Origin of the sequence: Lactobacillus leichmannii, assembly GCF_024701915.1 — a bacterium.
Taxonomy (GTDB): Bacteria; Bacillota; Bacilli; order Lactobacillales; family Lactobacillaceae; genus Lactobacillus; species Lactobacillus delbrueckii.
The window spans coordinates 255,433-275,951 of sequence record NZ_QOCY01000044.1 but is presented as its reverse complement, the minus strand read 5'-3'; the positions used below and the strand labels follow the sequence as shown (position 1 = coordinate 275,951).

Annotated in this window: 18 protein-coding genes and 1 tRNA gene; 2 read left to right on the top strand and 17 right to left on the bottom strand. The window is 52.3% G+C overall.

Translation table 11 applies throughout. The annotated features are described in order from the left end of the window. Positions 1 to 281: 281 nt before the first annotated feature. The 4 genes from tpiA to DS743_RS06555 form a co-directional block, all read right to left on the bottom strand. Positions 282 to 1,040, bottom strand: a complete 759-nt coding sequence (tpiA, locus tag DS743_RS06570; protein ID WP_002879988.1) for a triose-phosphate isomerase — start codon at positions 1,038 to 1,040, stop codon at positions 282 to 284. Between the two features lie 18 nt (positions 1,041 to 1,058). After that, positions 1,059 to 2,270: a phosphoglycerate kinase gene (locus DS743_RS06565; RefSeq protein ID WP_072544226.1), complete on the bottom strand. Its 1,212-nt coding sequence runs from the start codon at positions 2,268 to 2,270 to the stop codon at positions 1,059 to 1,061. Positions 2,271 to 2,365: 95 nt separating this feature from the next. Next, positions 2,366 to 3,382, bottom strand: coding sequence for a type I glyceraldehyde-3-phosphate dehydrogenase (gene gap, locus DS743_RS06560; protein ID WP_002879985.1), 1,017 nt, complete (start codon positions 3,380 to 3,382; stop codon positions 2,366 to 2,368). 37 nt (positions 3,383 to 3,419) lie between these two features. Next, on the bottom strand, positions 3,420 to 4,463 hold the full coding sequence (locus DS743_RS06555; RefSeq protein ID WP_013439259.1) for a sugar-binding domain-containing protein: 1,044 nt from the start codon (positions 4,461 to 4,463) through the stop codon (positions 3,420 to 3,422). A gap of 294 nt (positions 4,464 to 4,757) precedes the next feature. On the opposite strand from DS743_RS06555, the gene DS743_RS06550 reads away from it, so the two are divergent. Continuing rightward, a tRNA-Arg gene (locus DS743_RS06550) sits at positions 4,758 to 4,829 on the top strand. A gap of 85 nt (positions 4,830 to 4,914) precedes the next feature. Here DS743_RS06550 and DS743_RS06545 read toward each other — a convergent pair. The 4 genes from DS743_RS06545 to DS743_RS06530 all read right to left on the bottom strand — a co-directional run bounded on the left by DS743_RS06545 (position 4,915) and on the right by DS743_RS06530 (position 9,422). Further along, positions 4,915 to 5,679, bottom strand: coding sequence for an ABC transporter ATP-binding protein (locus DS743_RS06545; protein WP_003614741.1), 765 nt, complete (start codon positions 5,677 to 5,679; stop codon positions 4,915 to 4,917). Next, positions 5,672 to 6,568, bottom strand: a complete 897-nt coding sequence (locus DS743_RS06540; RefSeq protein WP_035183619.1) for an ABC transporter permease — start codon at positions 6,566 to 6,568, stop codon at positions 5,672 to 5,674. Before DS743_RS06540 ends, DS743_RS06545 begins: the two co-directional genes overlap by 8 nt. Before the next feature lie 18 nt (positions 6,569 to 6,586). After that, positions 6,587 to 7,567 carry a tryptophan ABC transporter substrate-binding protein gene (trpX, locus tag DS743_RS06535; RefSeq protein WP_003617297.1) on the bottom strand — a complete coding sequence of 327 codons (981 nt, stop codon included), beginning with the start codon at positions 7,565 to 7,567 and terminating at the stop codon, positions 6,587 to 6,589. A gap of 358 nt (positions 7,568 to 7,925) precedes the next feature. Then, positions 7,926 to 9,422 carry an SH3-like domain-containing protein gene (locus tag DS743_RS06530; RefSeq protein ID WP_035183622.1) on the bottom strand — a complete coding sequence of 499 codons (1,497 nt, stop codon included), beginning with the start codon at positions 9,420 to 9,422 and terminating at the stop codon, positions 7,926 to 7,928. Between the two features lie 183 nt (positions 9,423 to 9,605). On the opposite strand from DS743_RS06530, the gene DS743_RS06525 reads away from it, so the two are divergent. Further along, entirely contained in the window at positions 9,606 to 10,190 is a 585-nt protein-coding gene (locus tag DS743_RS06525; RefSeq protein WP_035183625.1) for an ATP-dependent Clp protease proteolytic subunit, read from the top strand. 67 nt (positions 10,191 to 10,257) lie between these two features. Here DS743_RS06525 and whiA read toward each other — a convergent pair whose 3' ends face one another. The 9 genes from whiA to uvrB form a co-directional block, all read right to left on the bottom strand. Next, positions 10,258 to 11,190, bottom strand: a complete 933-nt coding sequence (gene whiA / locus DS743_RS06520; RefSeq protein ID WP_035183628.1) for a DNA-binding protein WhiA — start codon at positions 11,188 to 11,190, stop codon at positions 10,258 to 10,260. Positions 11,191 to 11,197: 7 nt separating this feature from the next. Beyond that, positions 11,198 to 12,217: a gluconeogenesis morphogenetic factor MgfK gene (gene mgfK / locus DS743_RS06515; protein WP_016396401.1), complete on the bottom strand. Its 1,020-nt coding sequence runs from the start codon at positions 12,215 to 12,217 to the stop codon at positions 11,198 to 11,200. A gap of 9 nt (positions 12,218 to 12,226) precedes the next feature. Continuing rightward, positions 12,227 to 13,105 carry an RNase adapter RapZ gene (gene rapZ / locus DS743_RS06510; RefSeq protein WP_035183630.1) on the bottom strand — a complete coding sequence of 293 codons (879 nt, stop codon included), beginning with the start codon at positions 13,103 to 13,105 and terminating at the stop codon, positions 12,227 to 12,229. Positions 13,106 to 13,206: 101 nt separating this feature from the next. Further along, the gene (locus DS743_RS06505; protein ID WP_035183632.1) at positions 13,207 to 14,265 is read right to left on the bottom strand and encodes a DmpA family aminopeptidase; all 1,059 of its coding nucleotides are present in this window, start codon (positions 14,263 to 14,265) and stop codon (positions 13,207 to 13,209) included. Between the two features lie 8 nt (positions 14,266 to 14,273). Beyond that, positions 14,274 to 14,537, bottom strand: coding sequence for a M55 family metallopeptidase (locus DS743_RS06500; RefSeq protein WP_035183634.1), 264 nt, complete (start codon positions 14,535 to 14,537; stop codon positions 14,274 to 14,276). Between the two features lie 7 nt (positions 14,538 to 14,544). After that, positions 14,545 to 14,865 (bottom strand): M55 family metallopeptidase, encoded by a 321-nt coding sequence (locus DS743_RS06495; RefSeq protein WP_035161916.1) that lies wholly within the window; start codon positions 14,863 to 14,865, stop codon positions 14,545 to 14,547. A 119-nt stretch (positions 14,866 to 14,984) separates the two neighbouring features. After that, on the bottom strand, positions 14,985 to 15,527 hold the full coding sequence (locus tag DS743_RS06490) for an HdeD family acid-resistance protein (protein ID WP_035183637.1): 543 nt from the start codon (positions 15,525 to 15,527) through the stop codon (positions 14,985 to 14,987). Positions 15,528 to 15,623: 96 nt separating this feature from the next. Then, positions 15,624 to 18,482: an excinuclease ABC subunit UvrA gene (gene uvrA, locus DS743_RS06485; protein ID WP_035183639.1), complete on the bottom strand. Its 2,859-nt coding sequence runs from the start codon at positions 18,480 to 18,482 to the stop codon at positions 15,624 to 15,626. Continuing rightward, complete coding sequence (gene uvrB / locus DS743_RS06480; protein WP_003614729.1) at positions 18,472 to 20,514, bottom strand: excinuclease ABC subunit UvrB; 2,043 nt, start codon at positions 20,512 to 20,514, stop codon at positions 18,472 to 18,474. The genes uvrA and uvrB overlap by 11 nt, the downstream gene beginning before the upstream one ends. Positions 20,515 to 20,519 lie beyond the last annotated feature (5 nt).

The window sequence follows — 20,519 nt, the reverse complement described above, 5'->3', positions numbered from 1 at the left end:
TTTGATTTCTTTAGTGTATTTAGTCATGAAAATAACCCCCGAAATTAGTGTCCTAATTTCGGGGGTCATATCAATCCTCCTTGAACATTAACTCTTTTCTTTTGTCTACACTTATATAATGCCACCTTTGTAAACGTTGTCAGCCAATAGGCCGAGATTTTTGGGAAAATAGTTTTAAAAAGCAAAAAAGCGAAAAGTACAAAAGAAGACAGAAAAGTATCGAATAGCAGACAAAGAAAAAACGCTCCTTCGGGAGCGTTTTTTGATATGACAGTCAAAAATTAGTCTTGGTAGTTTACCAAAGCCAGGTATGAGTCTGGTACCAATGATGCACCACCAACCAAGCCACCGTCGATGTTTGGCTTAGCCATCAATTCCTTGATGTTGGCTGGCTTTACTGAACCGCCGTATTGGATGCGGACGTTTTCAGCAGTTTCTTCGTTGTACAAGTCCTTAACAGTTTCCCGGATAGTCTTGCACATTTCTTCAGCTTGGTCGCTTGAAGCAGTCTTGCCAGTGCCAATCGCCCAGATTGGTTCGTAAGCGATCACCAGCTTGGAAACTTGTTCACTAGTCAAGCCTTCCAGGTCAGCCTTGATTTGGCTGACAACCCATTCTTTTTCCTTGCCGGCTTCCCGGATTTCCAGTGATTCACCGCAGCAAAGGATTGGAGTCAAGCCGTTGGCAAAGATAGCCTTGGCCTTCTTGTTGATGTCTTCGTCAGTTTCGTGGAAGTAGTCACGGCGTTCTGAGTGTCCGATGATGACGTATTGCACGCCCATTTCCTTCAAAACTGCTGGAGAAGTTTCACCAGTGAAGGCACCGGAGTTTTCCCAGTAGCAGTTTTCTGCACCGACGTGCAGGTTTGAGCCTTCGGCAGCCTTCAGCAAGGCGTCCAAGTCAACTGCTGGTGCACAAATCACTGATTCAACCTTTGATGGGTCTGGCAATTGGTCCTTAACAGCGTTTACGAACTCAACAGTTTCCTTTGGGTTCATGTTCAGCTTCCAGTTACCAGCAATAATTGGGGTACGTGACATTTGAAAAATCCTCCTAAACTACTTGTCTGAAACGCAAGCGATACCTGGCAATTCCTTACCTTCAAGGTATTCAAGAGATGCACCACCACCAGTTGAGATGTGAGTCAACTTAGGAGCGATCCCCAATTGCTTAGCAGCAGCAGTTGAGTCACCACCGCCGACAATAGTAGTAGCGTCTGGCAAGTCAGCCAAAGCACGGCCAACTTCCAAAGTACCCTTGGCGAAGTTTGGCATTTCGAAGACGCCCATTGGCCCGTTCCAAACAACAGTCTTGGCACCTTCAAGAGTCTTCTTGAAGAGTTCAATAGTCTTAGGACCGATGTCCAAGCCCATTTCGTTGTCTGGGATGTCTTGGCCAACAACTTCTGAAGCAGCATCGTTGTTGAATTCAGTTGCGGCTACGTGGTCGATTGGCAGAACCAGCTTGTCGCCAGCCTTTTCCAGCAATTCCTTGGCAAATTCAACCTTGTCGTCTTCAACCAGGGACTTGCCGATATTGTGGCCTTGAGCCTTAAGGAAGGTGTAAGCCATACCACCACCGATGATGATGTGGTCAGCCTTTGGAATCAAGTTGGTAATAACGCCGATCTTGTCAGAAACCTTAGCCCCGCCAAGAATAGTTACGAATGGGTGAACTGGGTTAGCAACAGCGTTGCCCAGGAACTTGATTTCCTTTTCAAGCAGGAAACCAGCAGCTGCTGGTTTACCGGCAGCCTTCATGGCCGTAGCGATACCAACGTTTGAAGCGTGGCTTCTGTGAGCAGTACCGAAGGCGTCGTTTACGAAAACGTCACCCAATGATGCCCAGTATTCGCCCAGCTTAGGGTCGTTCTTTGATTCACGCTTGCCGAAGTCGTTGTCGATGTCTTGGAAACGGGTGTTTTCCAAAACAACTGCGTCGCCGTCCTTCATGTTGTTGATGGCGTCTTCAACTTCCTTGCCTTCGTTTGAAGGTACGAAAGTTACAGGCTTTTCAAGCAATTCGCCCAAACGTTTGGCAACTGGAGCCAGGCTCAAGCTCTTCTTGTCTTCATCGCTCTTGATCCGGCCAAGGTGGGAAAGCAAGATAGCCTTGCCGCCGTTTTCGATGATGTACTTGATAGTTGGCAAAGCAGCCACGATACGGTTGTCGTCGCCGATAACGCCGTCCTTAATCGGCACGTTGAAGTCAACGCGAACCAAAACCTTCTTGTCCTTAACGTCTACGTCAGAAACAATCAATTTAGCCATTGAAAAAATCTCCTATATTCATCGAAAAAAGGCGGAAGGAAGAAATTTCCCTCCGCCTTCTTTCACACTACTAATTCAATTTAGAAAACTTTAAATTAAAGAGTAGCAAAGTGCAACAAAGTACGAACCATTTGGCAAGTGAATGAGTATTCGTTGTCGTACCAAGCAACAGTCTTAACAAGTTGCTTGTCGCCTGCAGTGATAACTTGGGTTTGAGTTGGGTCGAAGATTGAGCCAGCAGTCATGCCCAATACGTCAGTAGAAACGATTTGGTCTGCGTTGTAAGCAAATGATGGGCTTTCGTACTTCTTCATAGCTGCGTTAACTTCTTCAGCAGTTACCTTCTTGTTCAAGATAGTAACAAGTTCAGTTTCTGAACCGTCCTTAACTGGGACACGTTGTGCGTGACCATCAAGCTTGCCGTTCAATTCTGGCAATACCAGGCCGATGGCCTTAGCAGCACCAGTTGAGTGAGGAATGATGTTTTCAGCAGCGGCACGGGCGTTGCGGAAGTTGTTGCCTCTGTCAGGACCATCCAAAACCTTTTGAGTTGCAGTGTAAGCGTGGATAGTAGTCATAGTACCAACTTCGATACCGAATTCCTTGTTCAAAGCGTTAGCCATTGGAGCAAGTGAGTTGGTAGTGCATGAGCCAGCTGAAACGATAGTGTCGTCAGCAGTCAAAGTGTCTTGGTTTACTGAGTAAACGATAGTCTTCAAGTCGTTGCCGGCTGGAGCTGAGATCAAGACACGCTTTGCACCAGCGTCAAGGTGGGCTTGTGACTTAGCTTTGCTAGTGTAGAAACCAGTACATTCAAGAACGAAGTCAACGCCGTCGTTCTTAACCCACGGAATGTTTTGAGCTTGTGGTTCAGCGTATACGCGGTACTTCTTGCCATCTACAACCAGTGAGTCTTCAGTAGCTGAAACTTCGTGGTCGAAAGTGCCGTGAGTTGAGTCATACTTCAACAGGTGAGCCAACATAGCTGGAGTAGTCAAGTCGTTGATAGCAACAACTTCGATGTCCTTGGTTTCTTCACCCAAGTCCATGATACGACGAAATGCCAAACGACCAATACGGCCAAAACCGTTAATACCAATCTTAACTGTCATATTCGAAAAGTCCTCCTTAAGAACTATAAAAAACATTTTATTTTAAGCGGGATGACCCGTTTAAAATCTGATTTGCGGCTGCCTCATCAGTAATCAGCCAGGTTTGATGAGGAGCGTTGCGCATATAGGCCTTGATGGCCTTGGCCTTTCTCGTGCCAAGGGCAATCGCCAGAATATGCGGGACATTCGTTAGGTTCTCGAACTGCAATCCAACCTGTCTGATGCGTTCGACAACGTGGCCTTCTTCATCGAAGAAACATCCAAAGCATTCGGTGACGGCCTTGTTCTCCCGCAGACGTGCCAGGGCAACTGAATCGTAGCCCCGCCTCCTGGCCATTTCACTAGCCAAGCCAATGCCGTGAATCACGACATCGCTTTGGGAGATATCCTGCAACACCCCGCTGATTTCCGGATCCCGGACCAAAGACCGGTAAGCGTCCTTGGAAACATGTTCCGGTAAAAAGAGGGATTCATAGCTGCCGCCGGTCGCCCGGGCCATTTCTTGAACGACCGCGTTGCTTTCCGTGTTGACCCGGCCGCCCAATGCCCCTCTGCCAGGGACGAATATCAAGCTCCGGTTCTCACTCAAGCTGCGGTTCAGCTTCTTGGCCACTTTGGCTATTGTCTTGCCGCCCATAACGGTGACAATGCAGTCTGCCAGGGGCAAGAGGAGATTCAAGGCTGAATTCAGCTCTTCGCCAGCCAGGTCATAAACCCGGCTCTGCAGGTCCGCGTCGCCAGCTACGATAATTGTCCGATCTATTCCTAAAGCCTGGGCCAACCATACTTCTGCTTGGCTGGCATTAAAAAGTCGATCAACAATTGGTGCTGCATCTTTTACAACACTCTCTCCTTTTTCAGTCAAGAACATCCCGAAATTCTTGATTTCGATCAGACCCTGGTCACGCAGGTAATCAGTTTCGGTCCGGATGTTCCGCTCGCTCAGCCCTAGCTGCCTGGCCACCGTCCGGCGGCCGATTGGAGCATGCAAGCTAATCTGTTCAAGGATGAGATATCTTTGTCGAAAGATCTTTAAAGCATCGGGAACAAGCAGTTCGAGCAGGGATAAATCCGTGTTCAAAGTAACCATCCTTCTAGTGGGGCGCTCCCCGACCACGCTGTTGTCGCTTTCTGTCCCACGTTGCTTAAAAATATAAGAGAAACAAGACTTCGCTTCAATCTCCATTTCTCTCTCGACACTCTTAGTATAACAGAATTTGCTCCGTATGCAAGTTTTTTCTAACCCAGCCCGGGCAAAAAGCCTGTTTTATAACTTTCTTGACCTTTTTCGCAGATACTTTACAAGTTTTTGCATTTTTTTGCTTTAACCCCTTCCCATTCTCTGAATCTCTGCTATAATTAATAACTGTGATTGGGACCCTTAGTGTAATGGATCGCACGCAAGATTCCGGTTCTTGAAATCTGGGTTCGACTCCCAGGGGGTCCATCATATGAAAACCGCTGCTTTTTAGCAGCGGTTTTCTTTTTGTCTTTTTTCGTTTTGTTTTTCTGTCTGCTCTGCCTCTTCTTTATCAGTCAAACAAGGCGGCTAAGTCCTGCAGGGTCAAGTCCTGCTTGGCCTGGCCTTGATAGTCGTGGCTGATTTGACCATGGTCTAAAACCAAAAGGCGGTTGCCATACTTTAAGGCGTCTTCCATATGGTGGGTGATCATCACCGCGGTGATCTTCTTGGCCCGGATCTGTTCATCGGTTGCCTCCATCAGCTTGCGGCTGGATCTGGGGTCAAGCGCCGCGGTATGCTCGTCTAAAAGCAGAAGCTCCGGCTTATTATAGGTAGCCATGACGAAGCTCAAGGCCTGCCGCTGGCCGCCTGAGAGCTGGTCGACCGGCAGGTCCAGCTTGCCGGCCAGGTCGGGGTTGACCTTTTCCAGGGCTTCTTTGAAGGCCGGAATATTTTCCTTCAGCCGGCGCAGCTTCAGCCCCCGCTTCTGCCCTCTTTTTGCGGCCAAAAGCAGATTTTCAGCCACCGTCATCCGGGGCGCCGTTCCCAGCTTGGGATCCTGGAAGACCCGGGCGATGTAGCTGCTGCGCTTGACCTCGCTTTCCTTGCTGATGTCTTTGCCGGCGTGTAGAATTTTTCCGCTGGTCGGCTGGATGGCCCCGGCCAAAACATTGAGCAGGGTGCTCTTGCCGGCCCCGTTGCCGCCTAGAAGGCAGATGAAGTCCCCTGGCTTGATCTTTAAGCTGAGCTTGCCCAGGATCTTGTTTTCCTCGCTAGTACCGCGGCCTACGACCACTTCCAAATCGGTCAGTTCCAGTAAATTTTGACTAGTCATGCTTAAATCCTTTCATAAATGTCTGCTTGAGGCGGAGTTTTTCTTCAACTTGCGGCAGCATCATGCAGGCGGCCAGAACTAGTGAAGAAATCAAATTCAAGTTGTTTGAAGACAGGCCCACCTGGAGAACTGCCAATAAGAGCAGGCGGTAGATAATGCTGCCCAGGCTGACTGCGAATAACCGGCTGGCCAGGCCAAGGTTTCTGAAGACGACCTCACTGATGATGATGGAGGCCAGGGCAATAACGATCGTCCCCATCCCCATGTTCACATCTGCGTAGCCGTTGTTTTGGGCGACCACCGCCCCGCAGAGGCCAACCAGGCCGTTGGAAATCATGAGGCCCGCCACCGTCATCTGCTGGGGGCTGATCCCCTGAGACTTGGCCATCTGCGGGTTGTCACCCGTGGCAATAAAGGCCTGGCCAAAGTCGGTTGACAAGAACCAGATCAAGTCGCAGGTGACCAGAACCATCAAGATGGTGCCGGCAACGACGCTGTCAAAGTACTGGGGCAGTTTTTGCAAAAAGGCCAGGGAGTAGATGGTCTTTTTGCCTAAAAGGGAGACATTAGACTTGCCCATAACCATCAAGTCGATAGAGTAGATCCCGGTCATGGTCAAAATCCCGGCTAATAGGCTGGGAATCTTACCCTTGGTGATCAAAAGGGCCGTGACCAGGCCGGCTAAAGCCCCCGCCACAAAGGCGGCCAAAGTGGCTAAAAAGGGGTTGGTCCCTTGCACGATCAGGCTGACGGAAACGGCCGCGCCTAAAGGGAAGGTCCCTTCCACGGTCATATCCGTCGTATTCATGATTCTGAAGCTGAGAAAGAGGCCCAGGCCCAGGAGCCCCCATAAGAAGCCCTGGCCAATTGCCGATACGATCAAATTCATAAAAATCCTCCTTGTAAACTACTTGTAGATGGTTCCCTTAGACTTGGCTTCTTTCAAGAAGCTGGCCGGAACCTTGGTGCCCAGCTTCTTAGCCTCCTTGAGGTTAAGATACGGGGTGCCGTGTTCAACATAGCGGATGGCCATGTTGCCTGGCTTTTTGCCCTGCAAGATCTGGACGGTCATCTTGGCCCCGATCAAGCCCAGCTGGTACTGGTCCACGCTGTAGGTGGCCAGGCCCCCGTCTTTAACCATGGTGCCGGCAGCCGGGAAGACCGGCTTTTCAGCCGCGTTGGCGTTTTTGACCAGGGTCTGCATGGCCCCGGCAATCGTGTTGTCAGTCGGCACGATCACCGCGTCGACCTGGGTCAGCATTTGCTGGGAGACCTGGTTTAAGTCATTGCTGTTGGAAATGGAGTAGGCCTTGTAGTTGATCCCCATCTGCTTGCAGTAGCTGACGATCTGCTTGTAGCCAGACACGGCTGAGCTGTCGCTTGAGGTGTAGATGATCCCCAGGGTCTTCAGCCTGGGCAAAAAACGCTGGATCAACTTGAGCTGCTGCTTGATCGGCGCCCGGTCGCTGACCCCGGTGATGTTGCCGCCGGGACGCTTGTTGTTCTTCACCAGGCCCGCCCCCTTAGGGTCAGTCACTGCCCCTAAGACAATCGGCTTCTTTTTGGTCGCGTTGGCCAGGGCCTGGGAAGACGGGGTGGTGATCCCGAAGAGGACCTGGTCCTGGCTGTTGACTAGTTTTTCCGCCATGGTCTTCAGATTGCTCTGGTCATTGTTGGCATTTTGGTAGTCGATCTTGACCTTGTAGCCCGACTTGGCCAGGCCGGCCTTGTAGCCCCGGTAGATTTCGTCCAGGGCCGGGTGGCGCATCAGGGTCAAGACCCCCACTCTGACTTCCTTGCTCTTTTGGGCCGCCGGCTTGATATTGATAAACAGGGCGGCTGCCAAAAAAAGATAAATTGCGGCAAAGGCCGCGAGCACCTTTTTCATTCTGTTACCTCGCAAATTAAAGCAAAAACTAAAGTACTGTAAATACAGAAAAAATAACAAACTAACCGAAAGCAAAATAAAAAGGCGGATCCACCTGGATCCTCCTTTTCTGTCTCTAAAAGAAAAATCCGGATAGATTTATTTACTATCCGGACCCTAATCAACTTTTAGCAATTCAGACAGCAATTCAAGCCAAAACAGATTGAATCGCCCCGCGAAACAATCTCTACTTGAATTGCCAGCTTTCTTTTACCATTGCTTGAAAGTTCATCTTTTTTACCTCTCGGTTAACATTTAATTTGTTTTTAACCAATCTTACTGGAAAGCCTTTCCCCTGTCAAGGCTATTTTTCGGCTTTTTACCAGCGGCCGGAAAGAATTTCCCCTCTTTGGGCCAATTGAGCATATAGCTGGCTGCCGTCACTGGCCAGACCTTCGATTTCCCGGTTGGAGACATGCTTCCAGGTCTTCTGGTAAGTCCCATCAGTCTGCAATTTGAAGATCAAGTTGTTAAAGGCCAGGTACATGTTGCTGCCGCTTACGCTGAAGCCCTGGACCGGAGAACTGCCGGCCTGCTGCTTGACGAAGTGGCTTTGGGTCGCCGTTACCTGACTGACCTGCCAGCGGTTGTTGACCAGGTTAAGGCGCCAGAATTCATAGCGGCCAAATGCCGCGTTGTGGAAGACCCCGTACATGGTATTGTCGCCGGCAAAAGCGGCGTTGTAGAAGTAGCGGCCAGAGCTGCCGACGTCTACCCGGATGCTCCAGACCTTGTTGAGGGTCAAGTCGCTCTTCTTCAGCTGCAGGATTTCTTCCGAGTAAAAACCGTTGCTTGCCCCGCCTGGCAGCTTGTTTTCGTTGGCCAGGACATATATGTACTTTGAACTTGCCCCCAGTGACTGGCCGTGGCCCAGGCGCATGTAAGGACTCACTTTGACATTTTGGGAGTAGCTCTTAAACTTGCCAAAACTCAGCTTCTTGTAGAGGTAGCTGCACGGTGACAGATACTGGGCCTGGTACTTGTTCAGCTTCTTCATGTTGAAGGCCACGATGTTGCCCTTAAGCTGGTCGCTGGCCGCGGCTGACCGGTACCAGCTGCTGTAAGCCCAGCCGCCATTTACGGCCAAGCCTTCCATAACCGGACCGACCTGCTGCCAGTCATTGGTCTCCAGGCTCAAGTTGCGCGGCTCCCAAAGCTGGGTGGCCAGGGTCAAGCCGCCGCTGGTCCAGCGGTTGCCGCTGGTCTCTGTGCCATAGCGGTGGGCGGCGTTCCAGTTCTTGGAGCTGCCGGAATGCTTTCTCGTGCTGACCACTTCCTTAGGGCCCTTCTTCGCGCTAACAGCCGGCTTAAGGTTCCGGTTCGGGTTAGCCGTCTTCACCAATTCAACGGTCGTCTTGGCCTTGCCATAAGTAAAAGTCAGCTTGTTCCCGGACAGACTGGCCTTAACCGCGCCATTTGCCGGGTCCACCATGGTCCCGTGAGCGTCGGTAACATAGCTGATGGCGTCCTTGTAGTTAAAGCGGTTGTCATCTTCGACCAGGTAGATTTGCTTGGCCGCGGAAATCTTGTTTCTGACAAACCACTTTTCACTAACCCAGCCTAAAGGGCGGCCGTTGGCATAGATATAGGCATAAGTCCCCTTCTTGGTCTTCTTGCTGGCCGTTGACTGGATCTTGCTGTACTTAAAGTACTTAGTGGTCGTCACTTTCTTGCTGGCGCCCTTCTTGGTTACTTTGGCATAGATCCCCATGTTTTTCGTGCCAGGCATCTTGCTGACCGTGGCCGCCTGGGCCGTTTGGGCCTGGCCAATAAAGGCCGCCGCCAGTAGGAGCAAGCAGAGCAGTTTCTTATCCATTTCTTTTTCACTTTCTATATAAATTAGATTCTTTCCAGCTAAAAAAGCCTTTTCACACAAGGACATTATAGCACCAGTTTATTTTTTGAAAAAGAGTGCGCCAAGTTTGACAGACCCGGCCAGGAGTGTTTTAATTAGCACTATATCCAAATGAGTGCTAATCCAATCACTAGGAGGAAAATTATGTTAGTACCTACAGTTATTGAACAAACGGCCCGCGGCGAACGCGCTTATGACATTTACTCCCGCTTGCTGAAGGACCGGATCGTCATGCTGAGCGGTGAAGTTAACGACCAAATGGCCAACTCCATCATTGCCCAGCTGCTTTTCCTTGACGCGCAAGACAATACTAAAGACATTTACATGTACATCAACTCACCAGGCGGTGTGATCACTTCCGGCATGGCTATCGTGGACACCATGAACTTCATCAAGTCACCAGTTTCCACCATTGCCACCGGTATGGCAGCTTCCATGGCCTCAATCATTTTGGCTGAAGGCGAAAAGGGCAAGCGTTTTGCCCTGCCGCACGCTACTGTCCTCATCCACCAGCCTTTGGGCGGGGCGCAAGGGCAAGCCACGGAAATCCAAATTGCCGCTGAAGAAATCTTGAAGACCAGAAAGATGATCAATGAAATCTTGGCCAAGGACTCCGGCCAGGACATCGAAACCATCAAGCGCGACACTGAACGCGACCACTACATGACCGCTCAGGAAGCCAAGGACTACGGCTTGATTGACGACATCATGGTCAACCAAAACAAGTAATCCGCTTATCGGGAAAAGAAAATCCAGACGACTGAAATAGCCGTCTGGATTTTTTGTTGTCTTATTATTAGCGGAGGTTTTCCGCGATCTCATGCAATTTCTTCAAGCGGTGGTTAACCCCGGACTTGGAAATCGGCCCGTCGGGAACCTGCTCAGCCAGTTCCTTGAGGGAAAGTTCCGGGTGCTGCAGGCGGAAGCGGGCCAGGCTGGCCAGCTTTTCCGGCAAAGACTCCAGGCCCTGCTTTTGGTCAATCAATTCAATGTCTTCCACCTGCTTGGCGGCCGCGCCGGCCGTCTTGCGGAGGTTGGCCGTGTCGCAGTTGACCAGGCGGTTGACGGAATTGCGCATGTCCCGCATGATCCGCAGGTCCTCAAAGGCCAGCATGGCATTGACCGCCCCGACCACATGAAGGAAGTCGCCGATTTTTTCCGCTTCTTTCAAGTAGACGATGCTGCCGCTTCTGCGGGCCGTCACCTTGGCATTGAGGTCAAAGTACTTGTTCATGATCTCCTGCAGATCCTGGCTGTGGTTGGCATAGGTGCAATAGATTTCCAGGTGGTAGCGGCTGGTCTCCGGATTGTTGACGCTGCCGCTGGCCAAAAAGGCCCCCCGCAGGTAGGACATTGACCGCTGCTCTGAATACTTGATCTTGTCCGGCACCCCGGTGATGAAGCCTTTTTTCGGGGAATAGATCTCTAAATCCGCCATAATCTCGCTGACCCTCTGGGCCACTCTGACCAGATACTGGTGGTTCTTCTTCAGCTTCATCTTCCGGGTCACGATCAGCTGGGGCTCAAAGCCGTAGGCCGTCTTGATCAGGGAAAAAATCCGCCGGGCAATGGCCGGGTTTTCCGTCACGATGTCCAGGCTCATCTGCCCGTCATGCCGGCTCAAAACCGCATTCATCCGCAAAAAGGCCGCCAGTTCCGCCTTGGCATGCTCGGGATGGACCTTGATTGAAGTCAGTTCTTTTTTTACCTCACTGGCATAACTCGCCATTAACTTCCTACTTTCTCTTAAACATTTCCTGCAGGGCCAGGTCAATGATTTCCCTGGCCACCTTGTCGCCGTCATGGAAGACCAGGCCGCTTCGCTGGTCGATAAAGTCATCCGTAATCACCCGGCAGTTCTGTTCCTGCAGGCCGGCAAAGTCGTTGGCGACCGGCTTTAAATACTCATCATAGTCTTCCGGATGGAACTTGGTCATGTCGATCCGGGCCCCATTGACCAGGGCAGTGTCGATATAATTGCCGCCCAGGTGCTGGTTGATGACCCGGACGTGGTCGGCATCGCTTAAGCCCACCGTTTCCCCGGCCTGGGTCATGATGTTGCAGACGTAAACCACTTCAGCCTTAGTCTCCCGGACTGCCTGGCCAACATTCGGGATCATCAGGTTCGGCAGAATCGAGGTAAACAAGGACCCTGGCCCCAGGACAATAGCATCGGCCTGCATAATGGCCTCGATCACCGGACTGGGAGCTGCCGGCTCACCGTCATCAGCTGTTACCCAGACCCGCTTGATCTGCTTGTGCTGGCTGGTAATTTCCACTTCCCCGCTGCTCTGGCTGCCGTCCATGAATTCCGCGTTCAAGGTCAAAGGTTCGTTAGCAGAAGGATAAATGTGACCATCAACCTCCATCATGGCTGATAAGTTCTGGACAGCGTCAAAAATATTCCCCTGCATCTCGCTTAAGGCCGCGATGATCAAGTTGCCGATGGCGTGGCCGGAGAAAAAGGAGTCCTTTGATTCAAAGCGGTACTGGAAGATCTGCTTTTTTTCTTGCGAGAGGTCGCTCAAGGAAACCAGGACATTGCGGATGTCGCCCGGAGGAACGACGTTGATGTAGTTGCGGATGATCCCGGATGACCCGCCGTCGTCAGAGACGGTCACGATCGCCGTGATCTCCGCATCCTGCTTTTTCAAGGCCTGCAAAATGACTGGCAGGCCGGTCCCCCCGCCGATGACGACCACCCGGGGCCGGCGGCGCTTGATGATGCGGATGATCTTGTTTTCGCCAAAAGACATGCTGAATTCCTACTTTCTGAGATAACGGCTGATTTCCCGGTGGGTAATGTCAACCGGATATTTTTCAGACAAGTCGCGCGCCAGCTGCTGGGCGATCGAAACGCTGCGGTGCTGACCGCCCGTGCAGCCGATGGCGATCGTCAGTTTTTCCTTGCCTTCGTCAATGTAGCCGGGAATTGCTGTCAACAAGAGGTCCAGCAGCTTGCCATAAAAGACCTTGGTTTCATCCTTGTCCATGACATAGTTGAAGACCCGCTTGTCCAGCCCCGTGAAGGGACGCAGTTCCGGAATGTAGAAGGGATTAGGCAAAAAGCGGACATCCATGACGATGTCAGCGTCAATTGGCATTCCATATTTGAAGCCGAAGGACATGACCTCAATCCCAAATTTTGGCTTGTGGAGTTCCCCGAATTTGCTCTGCAGCTTCTGCTTCAGTTCCTTCGTCGTCATCTTGGAGGTATCCAAAATGTAGTTGGACCGGTTTCTGACCGGAGTCAAAATGCGGCGTTCATCCCGGATCCCGTCTAAAAGGCGGCCGTTTTCCGCTAAAGGCGGCAGGCGGCGGGTTTCCTTGTAGCGGGCCACCAAGGTGTCGTCAGAAGCTTCCAAAAAGACAATCGTGGCCTGGGTCTGGCCGCTGTCTTCCAGGGAGTTGATTTCGTCGATTAGGTCCTTGTAGAAGGACTTGACCCTGAGGTCGATCACCACGGCAACTTTTTCAAAGTCTTCCGAAGTGTTCATCAAGTCCCAGAAATTGCCCAGCAATTCCGGGGGCAGGTTGTCAACCACGAAGTAGCCGATATCTTCTAATGAGTGGGCGGCGACCGTCTTGCCGGCCCCGCTCATCCCCGTCAAAATCAACAGCTGTTTCTTATGTTTTTCATGCATGATTCCGTATTGCTCCCATAAAACGTTAAACTCTATCATACCGGGCGTGCCGCGTCTTGGCAATTATTTTGCCCTAGCTGCATTCCTATTCTCCACTATTTTTATAAAAAATCCCCTAAGCCGTAGACCCTTCTCCCTTGAAAACCGGTCAAGGTCTCAGCGTGGACCAAGGCACTCAAGACCGCTTCTTCGATTGTCTCCGCCCCGGCTTCAAAGACCGGGTCCAGCTGGCTGTCCGGCAAAAAGCTAAAGCTTTCCGCTTCTTTAGCGAAATGGCTGACCCTTTGCGCCGTGGAAAAAGCCAGGGCAATGTCGCCAGAACCATCGCCGATATACGACCCGGTTCTGGCTAAGCCAACCGCGCTCCGGCGGGCCAGGCGGCCTAGTTGCCGGCTGGAGAGAGGCAGGTCGGTGGCGATCACCATCACGATTGACCCCTGGTCTTTTTGATAGCGGGCATAAAGCTGGTTATTTTCTGCTTTCGCCAGGGCCAAAACGGCATCTTTTAGTTCCTGTCCCAAAAGGCGGCTGCCAGCCCGCAACTTGCCAAAAGCCCCGAAATTGGCGCAGACCAGGCTGGCTACGTGATATTTTTTCCCGCCCAGTTCCAAAAGCCGTGAAGCTGACCCGATGCCGCCCTTAAAGCCTAAACATCGCATACCGGTTCCGGCACCGACATTACCCTCCAGCAGGGGCGGATTACCCTCAGCTAAATCTAAAGCCGTCAGAGCATCGCTCTCTTTAACCGGCAGGGACCTAATATCATTCAAATCCCCGTCGTTACACTCCATTACGACCGGGTTAACCGTCCCGGTTGTGAGGCCGATCTCCGGGTTCCGGTCCAGCATGTAGCGGGTCAAGGCCGTCCAGCAGGTCCCCACGGCCAGGGTGTTGGTCATGAGAATCGGAGTCTCCAAAGTACCCAGCTCATTGATCTGAACCAGGCCGGTAGTTTTGCCGAAGCCGTTGATGACCTGGCCGCTGGCCAGCATTTTTTGCTTAAAAATATCACTCCCGGGCAAGATTGCCGTGACGCCGGTATTAACCCCGCCCTTTCGCAGGGTCACCTGGCCCACCTTGATCCCCGGAACATCGGTTATGTCGTTTTTCTCTTCGGTTTGATAAGCCCGGGGCAAAAACAGTTCTCCTTTTAAGCCCATCTTCCACCTCAGATTTCCGTCATGAACATTTTCGCCGTCAAGAGTTCCATAATGCTCTTGGCCCGGTAGGAAACGATCCGCTCGCCTGCTCGCTCAGCTCCCGGGTAAAAAGAAGCGGCTCTGGCCCGGCCTGCTGAAGAAAAGCAGAATTCCAGCAGGTATTCGTCAGCTAAAAGCGGCAGACCACCGGGCCCCGCCAAGGCTTCCTTGATCCCGGTCGCGATGCCCGCTGCGACTTCCTGGGGGCTCTTATTGACAGTCGCGCTGCCCACCCCTTTTTTAGTGGCTGCCGATATGGATTGCCCCGGCATAGTCGGATGAAATTCCCGCCATCATTTCTTCTGGTGAAGAGTCCCAGCCCTGGATCAGTTCCGTGCCCGCCGGCAACAGGGCCGGATCCAGGTTGATCCCGTCCTCATGCCCGTCTTTGACGGTCACCTGGTAGCCGGCCTGCTGGCAGGCCTTGACCGCGGCCACGGTTTCCCGGGTCATTTCTTTTAAAGCCAGGTCATAGCCCTTGTGGCCATAATGGGTCTGCTCCCAGCTAGTAACGCCGGCGCAGCCCTCCATGTCACAGGAAATATAAATCTTTTTCTCCATTTTCCCTTGCCTCCCTGCTTTTGCTTTTTCCTTACACTTTTTACTACTTACTTTCATTTTACCATCAAAAAAACTGCCAACACTTAAACAATCTGTTAAGTATCGGCAGTTTAAAATGCTTAACGGTGCATAAAGGCCAAAGCAATCTCATTTATCCCGAAGATCATCAAGTAGATCGCGATCAAGTAGATAGTGCTCAACACCGCGATAACCGGTCTAAGCAGAAGCATAACCCCGACAACCAGGCCCAGGATGTTCAAGAGCAGGTTGAAGAAGAAATACCAGCCGGTCTCAAAGAAACGCAGGTGCCAGGCAAAGACGATCCCGATCACCGAGTCGACGATGAACCAGATAGCCACCAAGATCGCGATCGTGTATGCCCCGACCTTGTTATCCCACAGGAAGAAGATCCCGATCAAAATGTCAAAGATCCCCGATAAAAGGGTCGTCCAAGACGGGCCAAAGATACCGTGAAAGCCGGCATACATGGAAATCCAAGCGCTCCCCTGCATGATCAACAAGACGGCCAGAACGATGACCAGGCCCCGCAAGCCCTTGCCAGGGTTGGCAAAGAGAAAAATGCTTAAAACGACGGAGATGACCCCAGCGATGAAGACGCCCCAGTCAAAGCCGCGTTTTTCGTTGTAGCCAGAATCAAACATAAAAATCACCCCTTCACACTGAAGTAAAAATTCTGACAATTATTTGGCTTCAACTTTCATTTTACAATACTTTGCTAAAAAAGGTTTAAGGCGTGATTAAGATTCTTTTTCTTTATTTGCAAGACTGCTTTCAGTCAAAGCTTTGTCCCGGCCCAAAACTGGCTTGAGATACTTGCCAGTCCAGGACTCTGGGCAGTCTGCCACCTCTTCCGGCGTCCCCGTGCAGACCACCTGGCCGCCCCGCTCGCCCCCGTTAGGGCCCAGGTCGATCAGCCAGTCAGCCGTCTTGATCACGTCCAAGTTGTGTTCGATCACCAAAACCGTGTTGCCCTGGTCCACCAGGCGCTGGAGGACTTCCAAAAGGCGCTTGATGTCGTCGGTGTGCAGGCCAGTAGTTGGTTCATCCAGGATGTAGAAATTTTTCCCAGTCGATAACTTCTGCAGTTCGCTGGCCAGTTTCATCCGCTGGGCTTCCCCGCCGGACAAAGTGGTGGCTGGCTGGCCCAGCTTGACATAGCCCAGACCAACGTCGACGATGGTCTGCAGCTTGCGGTGGATCTTGGGAATATTAACGAAGAAGTCACAAGCTTCACTGATCGTCATGTCCAGGACCTGGGCGATATTCTTTTCCCGGTAAGTCACTTCCAAAGTTTCAGAATTATAGCGCTGGCCATGGCAGACTTCACAAGGAACGTATACGTCCGGCAGGAAGTTCATTTCGATCTTGAGGATCCCGTCCCCGTGGCAGGTTTCGCAGCGCCCGCCCTTGACGTTGAAGGAGAAGCGGGCCTTGGTGTAGCCCCGCATCTTGGCTTCATTGGTCTGGGCAAAAAGGGTCCGGATATCGTCAAAGACGCTGGTGTAGGTCGCCGGGTTGCTCCGCGGGGTCCGGCCGATCGGGCTTTGGTCGATGTCGATCACTTTTTCAATATTCTTCCAGCCGGTCAGCTTGTCATACTTGCCCGGCTTGGCGGAATTGTGGTTGAGCTTCTGGGCCAGGACCCGCTTTAAAATCTGGTTGACCAGGGTGGACTTGCCGGACCCGGAAACCCCGGTCACGACCACGAATTCACTCAAAGGGAATTCGACGCTGATATTCTTCAGGTTGTTCTCCGCCGCCCCGGTCAGCTTCAGCTTCTTGCCGCTGCCCTTGCGCCGCTTCAATGGTACCGGGATGAACTTTTCTCCCCGCAGGTACTGGCCAGTCAAAGACTTCGGATTGGCCATGACTTCTTCCGGCGTTCCGGCCGCCATAACCTCCCCGCCCTGGCTGCCGGCCCCTGGCCCCATGTCGATCAAGTAGTCAGCAGCCCGCATAGTTTCATCGTCGTGTTCAACGACAATCAAGGAGTTGCCCAAGTCCCGCATCCGCTTCAAAGAAGCGATCAAGCGGTCGTTGTCCCGCTGGTGCAGGCCGATAGACGGTTCATCCAAGACATACATAACCCCGGACAGGTTGGACCCGATCTGGGTTGCCAGGCGGATCCGCTGGGCTTCCCCTCCGGATAAAGTACCGGCTGATCTGGACAGGGTCAGGTAGTCCAGGCCGACGCTAACCAGGAAATTCAAGCGGTCGCAGACTTCTTTTAGGATCGGCTTGGCGATAGCAGCTTCCTGCTCGCTTAAGTCAACTGCCTTGAAAAAGGCCAGGCCGTCCTTGATTGACAAGTCGCTGGCTTCAGCCAGGTTCTTGCCATTGACCTTAACGGCCAGGGCCTTCTCATTAAGCCGCTTGCCGCCGCAGACCTCACAAGGCAATTCAGTCATGTACTTGCCCATGACTTCCTGCATGAACTTGGACATTGGCTTGGCGTAGCGGCGGTCGACATTGTTGATCACCCCTTCAAAGGGCTGCTTGGTGTCGTTGACCCCGAAGTCCCCTTCCAGGTGGAAGTGGATTTCCTTGTCTGACCCATTTAAGATAATGTCTCTTTGCCGTTTGGTCAGCTTTTTAAAAGGCTTGTCCATCGGGATCTTCAAAGCCGCGCAGGCCTGCTCCAGCATCCCCATGTAGTACTTTGACCCTGCCCAAGGAGCCAGGGCCCCTTCAGCCAAGCTCTTGTCCTTGTCCGGGACCACTAAGTCCGGGTCAACCGCCAGCTTCATCCCCAGGCCATCGCAGGCCGGGCAGGCCCCGAAAGGCGCGTTGAAGGAGAAAAGGCGGGGCTCCATTTCCCCGACTGTAAAGCCGCAAAGAGGACAGGCGTAGTATTCAGAAAAACTGAACGTCTCGCCCCCGATCACGTCAACGTCCATGTAGCCCTCAGACAAGCGCAGGGCTGCTTCAGCCGAGTCAAAGAGGCGGGACCTGATCCCGTCTTTGATGACCAGGCGGTCAACCACGATTTCGATATCATGGCGCTTGTTTTTCTCTAAAGCAAATTCCTCACTGGCGTCGTGCAGCTCGCCGTCAACGATCACCCGGACATAGCCGGCCCGGCGGATTCGGGCGAAAACCTCCTTGTGCTCGCCCCGCTTGCCCCGGATAACCGGAGACAAAAGCTGGATCTTGCTTCTTTCCGGCAAATCCAGGATCCGGGTCACCATCTGGTCAACCGACTGCCGCTGGATCAAGGTGCCGTCGTTTGGGCAGTAAGGGTGGCCGACCCTGGCCCAGAGCAGGCGGAGGTAGTCGTTGATTTCAGTAACCGTGCCGACCGTTGAGCGGGGGTTGTGGGAGGTCGTCTTCTGGTCGATGGAAATGGCCGGGTTAAGGCCGTCGATTGAGTCGACGTCGGCCTTGTCCATTTGCCCTAAAAACTGGCGGGCATAGCTGGACAGAGATTCGACGTAGCGGCGCCGGCCTTCAGCGTACAGGGTGTCAAAAGCCAGTGAGCTCTTGCCAGAACCCGATAAGCCAGTAATAACGACCAGCTGGTCTTTAGGAATGGTTACGTCGATATCTTTTAAATTGTGCTCACGGGCACCGCGGATGACAATCTTTCTATCTGCCATTGAAGTCCTTGCCTTTCTTCTTAATCGGTTTTCTTACAGAGCCTTCCAATTCGATAATCGCGTCGCGGAGGTTAGCCGCGCTTTCAAAGTCCAAGCGCTTGGCCGCGTCTTGCATCTGCTCTTTCAAGTTGGCGATCATCTGCTTCTTCTGCTTGGCCGTCAGCTCGTCGAAGTTGAGGTCGGCGAAGGAGTCTGACTTTTCGGCTTCCTTGTCGGCCTTGACCACGGAGATCATGTCCCGGACCGGCTTGATGATGGTCTTTGGCACGATCCCATGCTCTTCATTGTACTTCATCTGGATGGCCCGGCGGCGGTTCGTTTCATCAATCGCCAGCTTCATGGAATCGGTGATCCGGTCAGCATACATGATAACTTCACCGTTGGCGTTCCGGGCCGCCCGGCCCATGGTCTGGATCAGCGGCCGGTAGGCCCGCAGAAAGCCTTCCTTGTCCGCGTCCAGAATGGCCACCAGGGAAACTTCCGGTACGTCGATCCCTTCCCTAAGCAGGTTGATCCCGATCAAAACGTCAAACTTGCCCAAGCGGAGGTCGCGGATGATCTGCATTCTTTCCAGGGTTTTAATGTCCGAGTGCAGGTAGCGGACCTTGATGCCCAGGTCTTTCAAGTAGTCGGTCAAGTCTTCAGCCATCTTTTTGGTCAAAGTAGTGACAAAAACCCGTTCCTTTCTTTCAATCCGCAGGTTGATTTCAGCAACCAGGTCATCGATCTGCCCTTCAATTGGCCGGACCTCGATCTTCGGGTCCAAAAGGCCGGTCGGCCGGATGACCTGTTCCACGATCCGGCTAGTCTGGTTTAATTCATAGTCACCCGGGGTGGCTGACACATACATGATCTGGTTGACATGCTGCTCAAATTCTTCCAGCTTTAGGGGCCGGTTGTCCAAGGCTGATGGCAGGCGGAAGCCATAGTCAATCAAGGTCTGCTTTCTGTTTCTGTCCCCGTTATACATGGCCCGGATTTCCGGCATGGTGGCGTGGGATTCGTCGATTAAAATCAGGGAATCCTTGGGGAAGAAGTCCAAAAGGGTGTATGGCGGCTCACCGGCTTTGCGGTTTTCCATCTGCCGGGAGTAGTTTTCAATCCCGTTGGTGTAGCCGACTTCTCTCAGCATTTCCAAGTCGTAGGTGGTCCGCTGCTTGATTCTTTCTGCCTCCAGCAGCTTGCCTTCTTTTTCAAACTTCTTGACCTGGTCGTCCATCTCAGCCTTGATCCGGTCGATAGCCCCGGCCAGCTGATCATCGTTGGTCATGAAGTGGGTGGCCGGGAAAAGGGAGATGCTGTCTCTGACCCCGTGCACTTCCCCGGTCAAAGGGTCAACTTCGACAATCCGGTCGATTTCGTCGCCAAAAAATTCAATCCGGTAGGCCCGGTCAGAATAGCCGGCCGGGAAAACTTCCACGACGTCGCCCCGGACCCGGAAGCGGCCCCGCTGGAAGTCGATGTCGTTTCTGTCGTACTGGATGTTGACCAAGTCTCTGAGCAGGGTGTTTCTTTCGTATTCCTGGCCAGTATAGACGTTTAACACGCTGGCCGCGTATTCTCTTGGGTCACCCAAGCCGTATATACAGGAAACGGAAGCCACCACGATGACGTCATTTCTGGACATCAAGGCGCTGGTGGCGGCGTGCCGCAGCTGGTCGATTTCGTCGTTGATCGAGGCGTCTTTTTCAATGTAAGTGTCTGACTGGGGCACGTAGGCTTCCGGCTGGTAGTAGTCATAGTAGGAAACGAAGTATTCCACGGCGTTGTTCGGGAAAAATTCCTTAAATTCATTGTAGAGCTGGCCAACCAAGGTCTTGTTGTGGGTAATGACCAGGGTCGGCTTGTTCATTTTGGCAATTACATTGGCCATGGTATAGGTCTTCCCCGTCCCCGTTGCCCCCTTGAGGATCTGCTCTTTATCGCCGGCTTGAAAACCGGCCGTCAGCTGGTCGATGGCCTGCTGCTGGTCACCGGCCGGCTTATATGGTGAGACGAGTTCAAATTTGTTATTGTCTTGCCGCTTAATCACTTTTT